General features: G+C 37.7%; 15 protein-coding genes. 6 read left to right on the top strand and 9 right to left on the bottom strand.

Features of this window, described 5'->3' with window-relative positions; genetic code table 11:
- Window positions 1-2: 2 nt before the first annotated feature.
- From G7050_RS01960 to G7050_RS01950, 3 genes are read right to left on the bottom strand one after another with little or no spacing between them, the layout of a single operon-like run.
- The gene (locus tag G7050_RS01960) at window positions 3-1271 is read right to left on the bottom strand and encodes a replication-associated recombination protein A (RefSeq protein ID WP_166110435.1); all 1269 of its coding nucleotides are present in this window, start codon (window positions 1269-1271) and stop codon (window positions 3-5) included.
- Window positions 1272-1291: 20 nt separating this feature from the next.
- Entirely contained in the window at window positions 1292-2362 is a 1071-nt protein-coding gene (locus G7050_RS01955; RefSeq protein ID WP_166110432.1) for a hypothetical protein, read from the bottom strand.
- 28 nt (window positions 2363-2390) lie between these two features.
- Window positions 2391-3455, bottom strand: coding sequence for a hypothetical protein (locus G7050_RS01950; protein ID WP_166110428.1), 1065 nt, complete (start codon window positions 3453-3455; stop codon window positions 2391-2393).
- A gap of 198 nt (window positions 3456-3653) precedes the next feature.
- Between G7050_RS01950 and ilvA the strand changes: the two genes are divergently transcribed.
- The 3 genes from ilvA (at window position 3654) to eis (ending at window position 7363) form a co-directional block, all read left to right on the top strand.
- Window positions 3654-4916: a threonine ammonia-lyase IlvA gene (gene ilvA / locus G7050_RS01945; RefSeq protein WP_166110425.1), complete on the top strand. Its 1263-nt coding sequence runs from the start codon at window positions 3654-3656 to the stop codon at window positions 4914-4916.
- Window positions 4917-5087: 171 nt separating this feature from the next.
- Complete coding sequence (locus G7050_RS01940; protein ID WP_166110421.1) at window positions 5088-5960, top strand: endonuclease/exonuclease/phosphatase family protein; 873 nt, start codon at window positions 5088-5090, stop codon at window positions 5958-5960.
- A 179-nt stretch (window positions 5961-6139) separates the two neighbouring features.
- Entirely contained in the window at window positions 6140-7363 is a 1224-nt protein-coding gene (gene eis, locus G7050_RS01935; protein WP_166110417.1) for an enhanced intracellular survival protein Eis, read from the top strand.
- A 102-nt stretch (window positions 7364-7465) separates the two neighbouring features.
- On the opposite strand, the gene proS is transcribed toward eis, so the two are convergent.
- From proS to G7050_RS01905, 6 genes are all read right to left on the bottom strand, one after another.
- Complete coding sequence (gene proS / locus G7050_RS01930; protein ID WP_166110414.1) at window positions 7466-8947, bottom strand: proline--tRNA ligase; 1482 nt, start codon at window positions 8945-8947, stop codon at window positions 7466-7468.
- A gap of 160 nt (window positions 8948-9107) precedes the next feature.
- Complete coding sequence (locus tag G7050_RS01925) at window positions 9108-10400, bottom strand: ammonium transporter (RefSeq protein ID WP_370521933.1); 1293 nt, start codon at window positions 10398-10400, stop codon at window positions 9108-9110.
- A gap of 111 nt (window positions 10401-10511) precedes the next feature.
- Complete coding sequence (locus tag G7050_RS01920; RefSeq protein WP_166110407.1) at window positions 10512-10865, bottom strand: P-II family nitrogen regulator; 354 nt, start codon at window positions 10863-10865, stop codon at window positions 10512-10514.
- 48 nt (window positions 10866-10913) lie between these two features.
- The gene (locus G7050_RS01915; RefSeq protein ID WP_255499241.1) at window positions 10914-11600 is read right to left on the bottom strand and encodes a hypothetical protein; all 687 of its coding nucleotides are present in this window, start codon (window positions 11598-11600) and stop codon (window positions 10914-10916) included.
- Window positions 11601-12020: 420 nt separating this feature from the next.
- Complete coding sequence (locus G7050_RS01910; protein ID WP_166110404.1) at window positions 12021-14963, bottom strand: calcium-translocating P-type ATPase, PMCA-type; 2943 nt, start codon at window positions 14961-14963, stop codon at window positions 12021-12023.
- A gap of 138 nt (window positions 14964-15101) precedes the next feature.
- Window positions 15102-15539, bottom strand: coding sequence for a septal ring lytic transglycosylase RlpA family protein (locus G7050_RS01905; protein ID WP_166110401.1), 438 nt, complete (start codon window positions 15537-15539; stop codon window positions 15102-15104).
- A gap of 199 nt (window positions 15540-15738) precedes the next feature.
- Here G7050_RS01905 and G7050_RS01900 point away from each other — a divergent pair, with 199 nt between their 5' ends.
- From G7050_RS01900 to rny, 3 genes are all read left to right on the top strand, one after another.
- A complete protein-coding gene (locus G7050_RS01900) occupies window positions 15739-16035 on the top strand; it encodes a hypothetical protein (protein WP_166110398.1) in 297 nt (98 codons plus the stop codon).
- Window positions 16036-16048: 13 nt separating this feature from the next.
- Window positions 16049-16351 (top strand): cell division protein ZapA, encoded by a 303-nt coding sequence (gene zapA, locus G7050_RS01895; protein ID WP_166110396.1) that lies wholly within the window; start codon window positions 16049-16051, stop codon window positions 16349-16351.
- A 214-nt stretch (window positions 16352-16565) separates the two neighbouring features.
- On the top strand, window positions 16566-18095 hold the full coding sequence (gene rny / locus G7050_RS01890; protein ID WP_166110393.1) for a ribonuclease Y: 1530 nt from the start codon (window positions 16566-16568) through the stop codon (window positions 18093-18095).
- Window positions 18096-18120: the final 25 nt, after the last annotated feature.

Here is an 18120-nt window from a genome sequence, read left to right as displayed (position 1 = left end):
AATCAATACCTGTTTTTCCATAATTTTCGCAAATGCTCCAATATCTTCAATTCGGCAGGATTTGCTTGAGGTTCCCAAAACTTGGCACTTTTTATTTCTTTAGGCAGGTAGTCTTGTTGAATGAAGTTGTCCTTATAATCGTGGGCATATTTGTACTCTTTGCCATAATCTAACTCTTTCATCAATTTGGTTGGTGCATTACGAAGGTGTAGAGGTACAGGTAAATTGCCTGACTCTTCTACTAATGCTAAAGCCTTGTCAATAGATAAATATGCCGAATTACTTTTGGGTGAAGTTGCCAGATAAACGGTCGTTTCAGCCAGTATTATACGACCTTCGGGCCATCCTATTTTTTGAAGGGCATCGAAGCAAGCATTTGCCAACAGCAAAGCATTCGGATTTGCTAAACCAACATCTTCGGCTGCCGAGATAACTAATCGGCGGGCTATGAATTTAGGGTCTTCACCTCCTGCAACCATGCGGGCAAGCCAATAGATAGCTGCATCGGGATCGCTTCCCCGTATCGATTTGATAAAAGCTGAAATTATATCGTAATGCATTTCGCCGCCTTTGTCATAAGCAGCGGGATTTTCTTGTAGACGTTCAGTTACAATTTTATCAGTTATAATCGTATCACCTTCGTCTGCCGATATAACCAAATCAAGGATATTCAATAATTTTCGGGCATCACCTCCCGAGTATTTTAAGAGTGCATCGGTTTCCTGTATATCTATATTCTTTTCTTTCAGAATAGTATCTTTTGTTACAGCTCTGTTTATAAGACTGAGCAGGTCGGCTTTATCTAAAGATTTAAGTACATAAACCTGACAACGTGAAAGAAGCGGGCGAATAACCTCAAATGAAGGGTTTTCGGTGGTTGCTCCTATCAAAGTTATTACTCCAGTTTCTACTGCCCCAAGAAGTGAATCCTGTTGGGATTTACTGAAACGGTGGATTTCATCAATAAAAAGAATAGGGCTTTTGGTGGTATTGAAAAAGGTATTTTTTTTAGCAGTATCTATTACTTCACGTACATCTTTTACACCCGAATTAATTGCACTCAGTGTATAGAAGGGGGTGTCAAGCGTATTGGCAATTATTTGAGCCAGAGTTGTTTTTCCTACACCCGGAGGTCCCCAAAGCAGAAATGAAGGAACACGCCCCGAATCTATCATTCGTCGCAATACAGCTCCCTCACCGACCAAATGTTTCTGACCGATGTATTCGTCCAAAGATCGGGGACGTAAACGTTCTGCTAAAGGCTGGCTCATATTTTTTAGTTTACACTTTGTTATTGTATTTGTTGAAGCACTTCATCTAATTGCTCGCTAAAATGTGTATTACCATTTCGCTCATCAAACTGTTGTGCAAAATAAAGAGCAATTTTGTAATAATGATCGTATAAATCATCCAGACTATAGGTATTATCTTCCCTGTAATAAGGATGGTTACTACTTATATTATCTATTATTCGAGTACCTCCACCTTTAAATAAGGCTAGTGTTGAAGCTGCAAAATCGAATCGGATAGCATCTTCAGCACCAAGTTCCCAATTTACATATTTATCAAAGTATGTCCAAGCTTTCTCTTTTTCGAATTTGGACATATAATACATCATCAAAGTTACTTCATATAATTGAAAAGGATAATTAGCCAATTCGGAAAATTCCTTGTCCGCTTCTGCAAAATAATGAGCAGCTCTAGGATCGTTCATTTTACCCCCAAAGTAGTAAATGAGTCCGCTATAAACAGGAATCGGGTTCATTTTGTGAACAGAACGTTGTGCTGTAAATTCCTGAATATGGGCAATTGCTTTGTCAAAATCACCTTCAAACATCTCTACATAGATACTTGTAATGAGGTCGTTACTCAGAGAAGTCATGCTGTCCTCAGATTCCTTATCTCTTAAATCGAGATATTTACGGGCATCTTCTTTGCTACCCAGAAAAAGCGACCAGTTGGACATGATATTGTAATACTCTCGGCTACTCATTCCACAATCAATAGACCTTTTTCTGAAATCTTCGAGAATAGCTTCTATCTGTGGCTTCGATATATTCAGATTATTGTAGGATACGGCTGCCATCCACTTGTACTCGTTCAGAATTTCTTCCTCCGAATACATCTCGGGGTCAGAATCATAAGCATTCAATATCCATGCAAAGGCAGGAAAACTTTCACGAGAGTGAGCGGTAAACTGTTCGTTACGAATTAACTCCATCCTGAGATCAAAGCCCCAATCCATATCGTTATTAGCGTCGGCAATATGTATCGCCTGTTTTAATAACATGATTCTGTCATCGGCGTCTTTTACATTTTCAGTATCTAAAAGTATTTTCTGTATCTCAAGATTATAATTCATTCTATTTGAGTTTTAGGTACAAGACCTTTTATAGGGATACTGTTTCTTCTAATGCTTTCATAAACGCATTAGTTCCGTTGCGTGCATCAAATTGCTGAGCCAGATTTCGAGCTTTTTGGTAATAAAAATCATAAAGATCGGCTATCTTATAATTCCCGTCAGCTTTAAAGTAAGGCAGCTTCTCGCTCATTGTCAATTGTTTTTCTCCTTCTTGTTTAAGCAGAGTCAAGATGTTTTTCGAGAAATCGAAACTGATTGCATCTTCTGCCCCTATTTCCCAATCGGCATATTTCTGGAAATATTCCCAAGCTCTGTCTCTATCGTTTTTGTTCAGATAGAAAATAAGGTCTGATATGTTTGAAATGAGTGAAGTATCGTTTTCTTTAGCTTCTGCAATTTCCTCTTCGGCTTTTGCGAAAAACTCAGCAGCTCTTTCGTCACCCGCTTTCGATAAATAATAAGTCAGATTACAAAAAGTAGCCAAAGGCATAACTCCGCAAGTCAGTTTTTTTGTAATAAGATCATTGGCTGTGGTTATGGCTTTATCAAATTGACCTTCGATAAGTTCAATCTCTACCTTTGTATCCAGTTCACAGGCAGGACAGTGCGACATCCGATCACGAGGAGTATTGTCCCGCAATTCGAGATACTTGTTTGCTTCCTGCATATCACCAATGAAAAGATTCCAATAAATCATCACACTATAATATCCACGAGGAGTATACCCATTGCGTTCCATCCTCATTTTCAGGTCAGCCATAATAGATTCCACCTGCTGACGTGAAATATTTACATTACGCCTTGCAGCAGCAGCCATCCATTTGTATTCCCAAAGAAAGTCATCTTCGTTGAATAATTCGGGGTTGGCATCGTATGTACTAAGTATCCAGGTAAAGGCTGGAAAGCTTTCGGTACAATGCGACGTATCTTTCTCCTGCGATATAAGATCGAGACGCAGATCAAATCCCCAATCCAGATCGTTATTGGCATCTGCGATCTGTATGGCTTGCTTCAATAAATTAATTTTATCTTCCGGATGTGATAATGACTCCAGTTTCAGTAATATTTTTTGTATTTCCAGATTATGATTCATCTATTAGCCTATTTAGTGTTTGAGTAGTAACAAAGGTAAAATAAATCTGAGGATATTGCAATAATAGAGTTGTGGTGTATTTTTCTGTCGTTTAATGAATGCACTTGTATAAGTACTGTTCTTTTTGGATTTTATCTAATGCATATTAGATATCAAATTTGTACATTTGCCGATGCGAAATGTAACCATACTAATTAGATGTTATCAAAAATTACTGAAGAATTCGATCTTCATATCGAAGAAGCTGCAATCAGATTGAGCGAGGTTATCAAAAAAACTCCACTGGAATTAAATCTTTCATTGTCCCGTAATTTCAATTCAAATATATATTTGAAGCGTGAAGATTTGCAAGTAGTTCGTTCCTATAAGTTAAGGGGAGCGTATAATATGATGAGTTGTCTGGATGCCGAATTGCTGAAAAAAGGCGTAGTGTGTGCCAGTGCCGGTAATCATGCACAGGGAGTTGCTTATAGTTGCAATCAGATGGGGGTTAGAGGTGTTATCTTTATGCCGAAAATTACTCCTAAACAGAAAATTGAGCAAACGCGAATGTTTGGTAATGGCAATATCGAAATCATTTTAGTAGGTGATACATTTGATGATTGTGCCAATGCTGCAAAAATATATACCCAAGAGCATAATATGACTTTTATACCTCCTTTCGATCATCCTCAGGTGATAGAAGGGCAGGGTACAATCGGGCTCGAAATCTTAAAAGAAATACCTGAAGGAACTATTGATTACCTTTTTATTCCTATTGGCGGCGGCGGTCTTTGTGCCGGAGTAGGTGCTTATATAAAAGATCATTCGCCCAATACCAAAATAATAGGTGTGGAACCTGCCGGAGCACCTTGTATGAAAGCTGCTTTCGAAGCAAAACATCCGGTAACATTGGCTCATATCAATAAGTTCGTAGACGGTGCAGCAGTACAGCGTGCAGGTGATATTACTTATCCTGTTTGCGAGAAAGTGATCGACGATATTTGTCTTGTTCCCGAAGGTGAGGTGTGTACTACTATTCTTACACTATATAATAAAGACGCTATTGTTGTGGAACCGGCCGGAGCATTGGCTATTACTGCCCTGAATCATTATGCCGAAGAGATAAAAGGAAAGAATGTGGTTTGTATTGTAAGTGGTAGCAATAACGATATCAACCGTATGCAGGAGATCAAGGAGCGTTCTCTGATTTTTGAAGGTTTGAAGCATTATTTTATTATACGGCTTCCCCAACGTCCCAATGCATTTAAAGACTTTTTGAATGAAGTCTTGGGAGAGCATGACGATATTGTCCGTTTCGAATATATGAAAAAGAACGACCGTGAAAATGGCCCAGCATTAATAGGCATAGAAGTAGACTCGGTAGGTGAGTATGATAAACTGATAGAGCGAATGGTTAAATATGGTCTTGATTTTACGCGGCTTGACCCTGATAGCGATTTGGGAAAATATATAGTATAACGAATATATGTAAATAAATAAGAAGAGGGACATTAGAATAATGTCCCTCTTTTTTATTTCAGTTTTTTATAAGTTCGATTAAAGAAACAGTTATAGAAAGTTATAATCTGCGAATATATCATCAAAAAATAACTTTTACTTATTACCTTTAATTCTCAAATTAATTTTATCATGAAACAATTTTTTATCAGTGCAGTACTGTTAATGGCTGCCTTTGCTGTGAATGCACAAAGCTTTAATGTCGGAACTTATAATGTAAGAAACGATAATGCATCGGATGTTGGTAATATGTGGAAAGACCGTTCTCCTTATATTGCCAAATTAGTACAATATCATGATTTCGATTTTTTCGGTACACAGGAAGCTTTACCTAATCAGCTACAGGATATGAAAGCTGCCTTACCCGGTTATGATTACTACGGTGAGGGTCGGGACGGAAACGGACAAGGAGAACATTCTGCGATATACTATAAAACAAGCAAATATCAATTGTTAGGCAAGGGTGATTTCTGGTTATCTGCTACACCCGATGTGCCCTCTAAAAGCTGGGACGCACCTTGTTGCAATCGTATTTGTACATGGGTTGAATTGCAGGATAAAAAGACGGGTAAGCAATTTTTTGTTTTCAGTGCTCACTATGATTATGAAAAAGATTATGCACGTAACGAAAGTAGTAAGCTAATACTAGCTAAAATAAAAGAAATAGCAGGTGATAAGCCTGTAATATTTATGGGTGACCTCAATGGAGGAATGGATAGCTCATGGGCTCAACTGATTAATAATTCAGGGGTATTGAGAGATACTTATTATGATGTTGAACAACCCTATGCCAATAACTCATCGTTTAATGCTTGGGGAAAACCTCTTGATAAACTGGATGATTTGGATAGGGGTATTATAAGCAATAACGAAATATTGGATCATATTTATTTCAGCAAGCATTTCAAAACGAACAGATGGGGAATGTTAACCGATACTTATAACATCGGTAAATTTCCCTCGGATCATTTTCCCGTATTAGTAAATGCAGAGTGGGTAAAATAAGCCGATTTAATAAAAGTAAATTTTATAAGATGATATGAAAGGGAGGAGAACTAAAAATCCCTCCCTTTTGTTATTCCATACTTCTAGAGAATAGAAAGAACATGCTGTAAAACAATTTTTTCTATATCCTGTTAAATAAGAAGACTGAATATCTTTAGAAAAATAACATAATTCCGTTTATGGAAAGAAGTAAAATAAGAGAGAAGTTAGTATTAAAACCTTTTGGGCTTGAATATCTGGATCAGTTTAATGAACTGTTGCGGTATGTATTTCAGGTAACGAATAACGATATTCAACAAAGTGGGTATGAGGATGGTGAGATTGTAAAATCGAAACGTCCCATACTTAAAAATGCAGATGTTATCGGATGGTTTAACGAAGATCAGTTGGTTTCTCAACTCTGTATTTATCCATGTCAGGTAAATATTCATGGAACAATATTTTCGATGGGAGGTTTGACAGGAGTGGGTACATACCCCGAATACGCCAATCTTGGTTTAATGAACGATCTTATAAAATCAGGATTGCAGATAATGAAAAATAAGGGGCAATGGATTTCTTATCTTTATCCTTATTCGATACCCTATTATCGACGCAAAGGGTGGGAGATCATGTCCGATCACTTGACTTTTACGATAAAAGATAGTCAGATACCTAAAAATATTTCGGTAAAAGGTTTTGCAGAAAGATTACCCGTAACCGATCCCGATGTGATTTCGGTATATGATAAATTTGCTCGGAGTAATCATGGAGCCTTAATTCGTGGTAATCAAGAGTGGGAAGAGTATTGGAGATGGGAAAACGAAGATGAAAGAACAGCCGCTGTTTATTATGATAAGGAAGATGTTCCTCAAGGATATATCTTATATTGGATAGAAGAAGATATTTTTCATATCAAAGATATTATTTACTTAAATCAAGAAGCTAGAGTAGGGCTTTGGAATTTTGTTTATGCCCATTATTCGATGGTTGATGAGGTGCAGGGAAATATTTATAAAAACGATCCTCTTCACTTTCTTTTGGATGACGGACAGATCAAAGAGACCATAGAGCCTTATTATATGGCTCGGATAGTTGACGTGACTGAATTTCTCAATAATTTTCCGTTTAAAGATTCGGATATATTTACACCTTTCCATTTTGTGGTATCTGATACTATTGCCGAATGGAATCAGGGTGTATTTGGTCTGGTGAAGAATGAAAAAGGTAAACTTACTCATACAAATGAAGCAGTCGGTAATCCTGTATATCTGGATATTCAGACATTGACCACCATGTTGATGTCGTATCGAAGTCCCTCGTATCTGCATAAAATTGAACGACTGCAAGCAGACGAAAATACACTTGAAATACTAGAGCAAATAATACCCGATAATCAGCCCTATTTTTCTGATTATTTCTAATTGCTTTATTTTGCTATGCTAAATAAGGAAGCCCTATGTAAAACATAGAGCTTCCTTATTTTTTGTTATATATAGAGTATAATAAAAAGGTCTGTGACCTTCTTAATATGCTCTTGCAAATACTACTCGTTGAGCTGATGGGTTACCTGTAACCATACATTTGCCTGGAGTTTTATCTCCCTCTAAAGGTATACAACGGATGGTTGCTTTGGTTTCATTTTTGATTTTTTCCTCAGTTTCGGGAGTTCCATCCCAATGAGCCATAATGAATCCGCCTTCTTCTATTTTTACTTTAAACTCATCGTATGAATCTACATTGATTGTGCTTGCTGTTCTGAAATCAAAAGCTTTCTTGTAGATATTCTCTTGAATGTCATTCAAAAGGTTTTTGATATATAGATCCAAGTTGTCACACGAAACAGTTTCTTTAGTTAGAGTATCGCGGCGAGCAACTTCGATTGTGTTGTTCTCAAGATCACGACCACCCATTGCCAGACGAACAGGTACGCCCTTAAGTTCGTATTCAGAGAATTTCCATCCCGGTTTTTTATTATCTGCATTATCGTATTTTACACTGATTCCCAGATTTTTTAGAGCAGAAATAATTCCTTTTACTTTTTCGTTGATCTGAGCTAATTGCTCTTCGCTACGGTAAATAGGCACGATTACCACTTGGTATGGAGCCAATTTAGGAGGAAGTACAAGACCATTATCATCGGAGTGAGCCATAATAAGTGCACCGATCAAACGGGTAGAAACTCCCCATGATGTTGCCCAAACATAATCTTGTTTACCTTCTTTATCAGTAAACTTCACATCAAATGCTTTAGCGAAATTTTGTCCCAAGAAGTGAGAAGTTCCCGATTGAAGTGCTTTTCCATCTTGCATCAGAGCTTCAATAGTATATGTGTCGATAGCTCCTGCAAAACGTTCCGAAGCCGATTTTACACCTCTTACTACAGGCATTGCCATGTATTTCTCTGCAAATTCAGCATATACTTCGAGCATCTTTTGAGACTCTTCCTCTGCTTCTGCTTTGGTTGCATGCGCAGTATGACCTTCTTGCCAAAGGAATTCGGCAGTACGAAGGAACAAGCGTGTACGCATTTCCCATCGAACCACATTAGCCCATTGATTTATCAGTATAGGAAGATCGCGATACGATTGAATCCAGTTACGATATGTATTCCAAATAATAGTTTCCGATGTTGGTCGAATGATAAGTTCTTCTTCTAGTTTAGCTTCCGGATCTACTATTACACCCTTTCCTTCGGGATCGTTTTTTAAGCGGTAGTGAGTTACAACAGCACATTCTTTGGCAAACCCTTCAACGTGATCGGCTTCTTTGCTTAAGAACGATTTGGGTATGAAAAGCGGGAAATATGCATTTTCGTGACCTGTTTCTTTGAACATATCATCCAACTGACGTTGGATTTTTTCCCATATTGCATATCCGTATGGTTTAATAACCATACATCCACGTACAGCAGAGTTTTCTGCTAAATCTGCTTTTAGTACCAAATCAAGATACCATTGACTATAATCCTGACTTCTTGGAGTCAGTTCTTTAAGCTCTTTTGCCATGTGTTGTATAACTTTTCTTTCAAATTATTTTCTAGTACCGCAAAGTTAGCAAAAAAGCCAATTGATAAATACTATTGATATTATGAAAATAAAAAAGGACAAGCAATATTGCTACCGCCTGCCCTTTTCCCGGAACTAAGGTCACAGACCTTTTTGTTGTTTACTCATCTTCGGTATATGCAATTTCTCCATGTTGAGAAATATCAAGACCGATAGATTCGTCCTCTTTGCTAACCCGTAAGCCTACCAGTTTATCAACAATAAAAAATAGTACGAAAGTACCGATAGCACTAAATGCAATAGAAGCTCCACTGGCTATTATTTGTATCAATAGTTGATCCCAATTGCCAAACAAAGCACCTTGAACCCCGTCTGCTCCTGTTACAAACTGAGTAGCGAATACTCCTGTAAGTATAGCACCTACAAGCCCTCCGATACCATGTACCCCAAATGCATCCAGAGAATCGTCGTATTTTAGTTTGGGTTTTACATATGCCACCATAATAAAGCAGATTAAAGAGGCAATAAGTCCGATAAAAAATGCACCCATTACATCAACTGTACCTGCTGCCGGTGTGATAGCAACTAATCCGGCAACTGCACCTGTACAAATACCTACAACGGTTGGTTTTTTATTGATAATCCATTCCAGAGACATCCATGTAACAGCTGCAACTGCTGTCGCAAAGTGTGTTACCAGAAAAGCATTGGCTGCCAGACCATCGGCTGCTAATCCACTACCTGCATTAAAGCCAATCCATCCTAACCATAGTAAAGCTGTACCCATTACTACGAAAGGTATATTGTGTGGTGTTACAGGGTGTCCTGTAGTGCGATATCCCTTACGACGTCCCAACATTATGGCCATTACCAGAGCCGATATACCTGCATTGATGTGTACTACTGTACCTCCGGCAAAGTCAATAGCTCCCATTTGTTGAAGCCAGCCGCCTCCCCAAACCCAGTGAGCCATAGGGTTATAAATGAAAAGTGCCCATAGGATGCTGAAAAGAAGAAACCCCGAGAATTTTATTCTTTCGGCAAACGCCCCGATTATCAGAGCAGGGGTAATAACAGCAAACATACATTGAAATAAAGCAAATAGTATCTCCGGAATATTTCCTGCTGTCAAAGTCTCAAGCGTTATACCATGTAAAAATACTTTATCGAAACCTCCGATTACAGCTCCCAGGGAACTGCCACTTTCCATAAAACTTGTGCCGAATACCCAACTATACCCAATTGCAAACCATTCGATGGTAATAACTGCTGTGAGGATAAGACATTGCATAAGAATGCTCAGTACATTTTTTTGACGAACCAATCCGCCATAGAATAGAGCCAACCCCGGTATGGTCATCATTAATACCAATACGGTTGCTACTATAATCCATGCTGTATTTCCCGAATCTAAAGTTGCTGCGGGAACTGTTTCTGTGACTTCCTGAGCCATAAGTGCCGGAGTGGCTAATAATAAACCGGCTAATGCTGTATATCGAATCAATCTCTTTTTCATAATCACGTTTACCTTTTTGATGTTTTTACCTAATAACCTCTTTTTACCTTATTCTTCTTCTTTATTATAAAGAGACTCGTCTCCGTGATCACCTGTGCGAATTCGTATCGATTGTTCTATTGACGAAACAAATATGCGTCCGTCTCCGCTTTCTCCCGTAAATGCCGATTTTAGTATTGCATCGATTGATTTTTCAACATTAATATTTCTGACTACAAATGATATGTAGATCCTGTCGATGGCATTAATATCGTAGGCGATACCTCTGAATATTAATCCTTGTTTAGCATCACCTTGTCCTTTCACATCCCACCATGAAAGGAAGTCTATATCTGCTGCGTGTAGAGCTGTTCGTACTTCGGTAAATTTAGATTTACGAACAATGGCTTCAATTTTTTTCATACTTCGGTTTATTATTTTGTTATATATGTTTATTTGTTTGATTCGAACTTATCTGAGTGTTATTCCAAATACAAAATTTATATCTTCATGAACCGGATTCACAATTACATTGGCAAATATGGGAACGCTGAAAGATTCTGTTATTTTTATTTCTTTGGATGCTCCTAGATGCACCGATGTAAAGCTGAATTTATCAGTTCCGTAAATGGTACTTGCCCAAGGAGTAAAGCCGGTTCCTATTCTAAAGCCTACTTCTTTAATAGCAAAAGGATAATTAAATTCGATATAGGTTGAAAATGAATTATCTCCGTTTGCTTTTTTATTGGCTTTACCGAATAGAAACGTATTCCATGATACGCTGAGAGGAAATGATTGAGGGAGAGTGTATGCGAGAGCAGTTTCGAAAGAGTGTCCAACGTTTCCATCTGTAGGAGAACTGAAATAATGAAGTGCATCTTCGCCATCCCACCAATAGTCTGTGGCTGTAAAAATTATATTATTAGAAGTATAAGAGGCATAAAAGTCAACCTCCTTATGATCATTGCTGGTTACATCTACTGATCCCCATACGCCAAGAGTAAACCCATTTAAAGAAGCCGAAACTGCAGGTTGAGCACTTGCTCCGGCAGCTTGCTTAATACCACGCCAAACATAGCTGCTAACAAGATCTGCTGAAAGATTGGCTTTTAATTTTGATCCGGTCTCTGATTGAGCCGAAGCTTCGTTTGTGAACATTGAACAACAAGCAATTAAACCTAAAAAACACTTTTTACCCCTCATAGTCTAAATATTTAAAAATGTTAATATTATCATTTATTGAGAAAATTGAAATTAAATTCCGATGATTGCTGTCATATGATTTTTTTATAACGTAAAAGTAGATCTTTTTGTTTTAATTTGAAAGTTTTAGATAGAATATTTTATCAGATAGTTTGTTTTATTCTCGTTTTGTGTCTAAATGATCGTATTTGTGCTTTTTGTTTTTCATTTTTTTTTGATTGATCATACAAAACAAATATCTCAGGTTGTTCACGTGAACAACCTGAGATATTTGTTTTGTCGATTATGTATATTCGCTTTTTTTTAATGGGGGTAAATGAAAAAAGGATAAATAACTCTGTTATTTATCCTTTTCTTATGTAGAATAATTAGTAATTACTTTTTTGTAAATAGTCTACCAAGTTCACCTATCCACAATACTGAAGATGTAGCAGCTATAATGATTCCCCAATCTTTAGCAAGTAGAGGAACTGTACGGAATACATCTCCACCAAATGTTACAATAAGCATTTGTCCTGCCAATATAATTCCTGCCACGATTATAAATCCGAAGCTATCTTTCATTCCTGCAAAGGCTGATTTTCCGGTTTGGAAAGCTTTTGCATTGAACATATTCCAGAACTGTAGTAAAACGAATACAGTAAAGAAATAGGACAAGAAATAAGCATAACGATGGTCTGCATCTATATAATCGAAGAATGTATCCAGATTTGCTTGTACATTAAAGTAGAATAGCATCGCCATTAAAACAGCTACAAATATTAAACCGACAAATAAGATTTTGCTTCTCATTGGAGGGGTGATAATAAAGTCTGTATTTTTACGAGGCTTGTTATTCATTACATTCGGATTAGGAGGTAATGAAGCCAAAGCTCCTGCTGCAAATGTGTCCATGATAAGGTTTACCCACAACATCTGAGTTACCGTCAGAGGTAAATCATGTCCGAAAATGGAACCTAAAAATACAAGAAGAAGAGCCGCAACGTTTATTGTTAATTGGAATATGATGAAGCGCTGAATATTTTGATAAAGCGAACGTCCCCACATAACAGCAACAGCAATACTGCTGAATGAATCGTCCAGCAAAGTGATATCACTGGCTTCTTTTGCCACGGATGTTCCCGATCCCATCGAAAGACCTACGTCAGCATGATTAAGTGCCGGAGCATCATTTGTTCCATCACCTGTAACAGCTACAATTTCGCCCGATTGTTTCAGTAATGATACTAAACGTTGTTTGTCGGATGGACGTGCACGGCACATTATCTTAAGACCCTTTATTCTATTTAGAGCTTCTTGGTCTGATAACGCTTCGAAGTCGGGACCTGTTATAATATTCAGGTCAGAATCTTTATCATCTTTCCATATACCTATCTGGCGTCCGATCTCGCGAGCAGTCGCATAGGTGTCACCGGTAACTATTTTTACGTTGATGCCTGCTTGCAGACACTCGGTCACCGCATGGGGCACATCTGTACGAACAGGGTCAGAAATAGCAGTAATACCTTGGAAGATAAAATCTTTGTCATGAGCATCTATAGCAGTCGATTCATCTGCAATTTTGTAAGCAAAGCCCAATGTACGCATTGCTTGATTCTGATATTGCAAAAGTTGCTCTTCTATCTTTTCTTTCAATTCAGATACAGGTACCGCTCCGTTCTCTGTTTGAACAACAGAACATTTTTCGAGAACAATTTCCGGAGCACCTTTTATGTACATGATTCTTCTTGATTTCGCAGACGCATTTGATTCTACGATAGTAGCCATGTATTTACGCTCGGTAGAGAAAGGAAGTTGCTCAATAACCTTTGTGCTTTCTCTCTCGTCCAGATAATTAATATTATTGCTGTTCAACCATAAAAGTAAAGCTCCTTCCGTTGGATTTCCTAAAGCCTTAGCTTTCGAAGCATCCGAAAAATCGAGGAATGCAGTAGAGTTGGTTGAAATATGTTCGATAATCATTTTGCTGGTTTCATCATCTCCTAATTTCTGGTCGTGAAGACTATAGAAATTGGTATAAGAAACCTGCATTTGGTTTTGGGTAAGCGTTCCTGTTTTATCGGTACAAATAACAGTTGTTGCTCCCATTGTTTCGCAAGCATGCATTTTGCGTACTAAGTTGTTTGCTTTTAGCATACGACGCATACTAAGAGCTAAGCTTAAAGTTACACTCATTGGAAGTCCTTCGGGAACGGCAACTACAACCAATGTTACAGCTACCATGAAATATTGTAAAATATGCCCTGCAGTATCCAATGATACCCATGAAGTTGGTTCTAGCGGATTTACTCCAAAAGCAAAACCTATGGTAGCCAGAACTATAGATGTAAGAACTCCGATACCCATCCATTTGAGCCAGCCGCCGTTTTCTACACTGTCAGGGATTTCTTTATCTTTGCCCATTAATTCAAAAGCATCGTATACTATTGGAATCCACACTTTAGATAAGGCAATTACAGCACCTATTATTACAGCACCCACTAATCCTAATTGTCCAAGAGAATATTGTGGAGCATCGGGAGAGGCGTTGAAAAAGATATCTTTGATAAATAGTACAGCAAAAGTGAGTACAGCCAATACCATACCTACAACACCGATAAATTTAGCTAAAGAATCTAATTGGCGATTAAGTGGAGTCTGACCTTCGACCATTTCAGCCGATTTTTCGGCAACCTGCCCAAATTCAGTGGCATCACCTACTTTTGCAACAATCATCGCTCCATGACCGTTGATCACTTTAGTGCCACGCAATACATAATTGGAAGGATAGGTAACCCCTTCTTCAAATTCGTTGGGGTCTATGGTTTTATCGATGCTTGGCTCACCTGTCAGGCACGATTCGTCCATCTGCACATTTACAGCTTCTACTAATTCTCCATCAGCAGGAACTTCATTTCCTATTTCAAGTAAAACAGTATCTCCAACCACAATGTCACGTTTTGATACCTGACATACATTGTTGTTGCGGATAACCATCACTAAGTCGTCATCGTTCACTTGATTTAAGATGTCGAATTTTTTATTTGCATCCATTTCAAACCAGAAAGCAACTCCGGTTGCCAAGAATATGGCACAAAAAATACCAATTGTTTCAGAGTAATGTCCTTCACCTTTGGTTATGTGTTCTACTATTGCTATTCCTAATGAAAGAAATGCAGCAATCAGTAATATACGAATAATCGGATCTTCAAATTTCTCCAAAAAAAGTTTCCATAGCGGTTCTTTTTCGGGAGGGGTAAGCACGTTTTCTCCGTACTTTTTCCGGCTTTCGAGAACTTGCGCATCGGTAAGTCCTGTGCGGTGATTTTTATGTTCCATAAATTAATATAAAAATAGAGTTTAGTTTTTATTCAGTATTTAAAAAATGTAGGATTGCTTATTGTGGCGTTTCATAATTATGTTGCGGTTATGCGATTAACCTTGATTATACCCTGTTATAAATCGATATAAACAATCTTAGTTTATAAGAGGTTCAATTATCGTATCCGTTTTTATAGAATTAGCTGCTTCCAGTATGGATAAAGTATCGGGTTCTATGTACTCCGATACCTCTACCGTTGTAACTCCATGATGTATCATATCCAATTCTTTGGCGGCAATATATGATATGTCGATAACCCTCCCTTTTTTGAAGGGACCACGGTCTATAACTTCAACTATAACTTCTTTTTCGTTTTTGAGATTTTTTATGAGAAGTTTTGTGCCGAAAGGATATGTTCTGTGAGCACATACAAAATGATCTCTTTTGTAGACTGTTCCACTGGCTGTTCTGCGATTATTGAACTTCTTGCCATAATAAGTCGCTTTACCTGTTTCGACATTGGAAGGGGTTTGTGCATTGATTATTACTGCACACAAAGACAGAAATAATAGTAGAGTAAGAGTTCTTTTCATCTTTCTTATTGAGTCTATTTCAGTTACAAAGATATTATAATTCAGGAATTATCAATATCCGTAATGTATAAAAAGAGCTAAGACTTATTGTTCTGATTGATAATCAAACATGTTATTTAAAGTTTATTGTAGTATAAAAGTGGCTGTAATCTTTTGTTTATTCACAAATATCTGTATTTTTGTGTTGATTTAATTGTTTATGGCAGAAAAGCATGAGAAATTGCTCTCGGAACTTGAGTTTAGATTGCGTCAACTGATGTATCTGTGTGATTCTTTGAAAGAAGAGAATCAGGACTTGAGGGTCCAATTGGAGGAGAAAGACGGAGAAGTAAATCGTATCAATACCCAATTGGAACAATTGAATTTGAAATACAATAACCTGAAATTTGCAAAGACATTAACCGGAACTGATCAGGAAGGTGTTGATAAAGCAAAAAAAAGATTGTTGAAATTAGTGCAGGATTTAGATAAATGTATCGCGTTATTGAAAATATAAAGGCAGATAGATCATGAGTGAGCATTTTATCATAACATTACGTGTCTTAGATCGGTCGTATCGGTTGAGAATTCATCGTAAAGATGAAAAAAAGTACCGGGATGCCGCTGTGGCAATAGAAAAGAAAACGAATCAATATAGGAATTATTTTGCCGAGTCTGAATCCAAAAGCTTGCTGGAAAGAGATTATCTAACGATGACTACCATTCAGGCGCTGTCGGATACCGCAGAACTCGAGGCTAATAATAAGTTGTTTGAGGATAAGGTCAAATCCCTGATTGATGAATTGGATATTTACCTTAAAAATTCTAAGTAGTATTTCTTTTTGCTTTGCTATTAAAACACTTGCGCTAATTGGGAATGAGCAGTTTTCTGTTTCTTTTTCGATTAGTTTTTTTTGTTTTAAAGCCTCAGGCTTTGTATACAATAGACTATGAGATACAATCATCTATTGTGCAGTCAGAATATAGTTAACTAATTAAACATAAGAATATCATAGCAGATATAAATTTGAAATTTAAAAGAGCCCTATGGAAATAGTATTTACGATAATCGCCTTCATTGGAGGTGTAGTAGTAGCTTGGCTCGTTCTTAACTTTGTAACAAATGCGAGACTAAAAAGACGTATTGAAGAATCGGAACGTGAAGCTGAGGTAATTAAGAAAAATAAATTACTCGAAGTAAAAGAGCAAGCCTTACAAATGAAGGCGGAGTTTGAAAAACAAGTAAATGCCCGTACTTCGAAATTGCAGGTTGCCGAAAATAAAGTAAAGCAACGAGAGCAAACACTCAATCAAAAGCAAGAAGAAATACAACGCCGAAAAAGCGAAGTAGAAGCTATCAAAGACAACCTTGATAGTCAGTTGGAAATAGTCGATAAGAAAAAGCAAGATCTTGATAAACTTCACAAGCAAGAAGTAGAAAGACTTGAAGCTCTGTCGGGATTGTCGGCAGACGAAATAAAAGCTAAATTGGTGGAAGCCTTAAAAGATGAGGCAAAATCTGATGCACAGTCGTTTATTACCGAGATTGTAGAAGAGGCTAAAATGACGGCCAATAAAGAGGCTAAGAAAATTGTAGTTCAAACCATACAAAGGGTTGCTACAGAAACAGCAATTGAAAATGCCATTACTGTTTTCCATATTGATTCGGACGAAGTTAAAGGACGTATCATCGGACGTGAAGGACGTAATATCAGAGCACTTGAGGCTGCTACGGGTGTTGAAATCGTAGTAGATGATACCCCAGAGGCAATTGTAATTTCAGGGTTTGATCCTGTAAGAAGAGAAATCGCACGTTTAGCGCTGCACCAATTAGTAGCAGACGGACGTATTCACCCTGCAAGAATCGAAGAGGTTGTTTCTAAAGTTAAGAAACAAATTGAAGAAGAAATAATTGAAACAGGTAAGCGAACAGCCATCGATTTAGGTATACACGGTTTGCATCCCGAAATGATCCGTATGATCGGTAAAATGAAATACAGATCGTCTTATGGACAGAACTTATTGCAACATGCTCGTGAGACAGCCAATTTGTGCGCGATAATGGCAGCTGAATTGGGTCTTAACGTGAAGAAAGCAAAACGAGCAGGTCTGTTGCATGATATAGGTAAAGTGCCGGATGATGAGCCGGAATTACCTCACGCATTGTTAGGTATGAAGCTTGCCGAAAAATATAAAGAAAAACCGGATATTTGTAATGCAATAGGTGCTCACCACGATGAGATCGAAATGACAACATTGCTAGCACCAATCGTTCAGGTTTGTGATGCTATATCGGGAGCTCGTCCCGGTGCACGTCGCGAGATCGTAGAGGCTTATATCAAGCGTTTGAATGATTTGGAGCAATTGGCAATGTCTTATCCAGGTGTGTTAAAAACATATGCAATACAAGCCGGTCGTGAGCTTCGTGTTATTGTTGGAGCAGACAAAGTGGATGATGTGGAAACAGAAAAATTGTCAGCTGAAATAGCTAAGAAAATTCAAGACGAGATGACGTATCCCGGACAAGTGAAGATTACTGTAATTCGAGAAACTAGAGCTGTAAGTTTCGCTAAATAAGATTTTTAAGCGATTAAACCAATAT

The organism is Dysgonomonas sp. HDW5A (genome assembly GCF_011299555.1).
In the GTDB taxonomy this organism is placed as follows: Bacteria; Bacteroidota; Bacteroidia; order Bacteroidales; family Dysgonomonadaceae; genus Dysgonomonas_A.
This window is presented reverse-complemented; position numbering and strand designations above follow the sequence as displayed.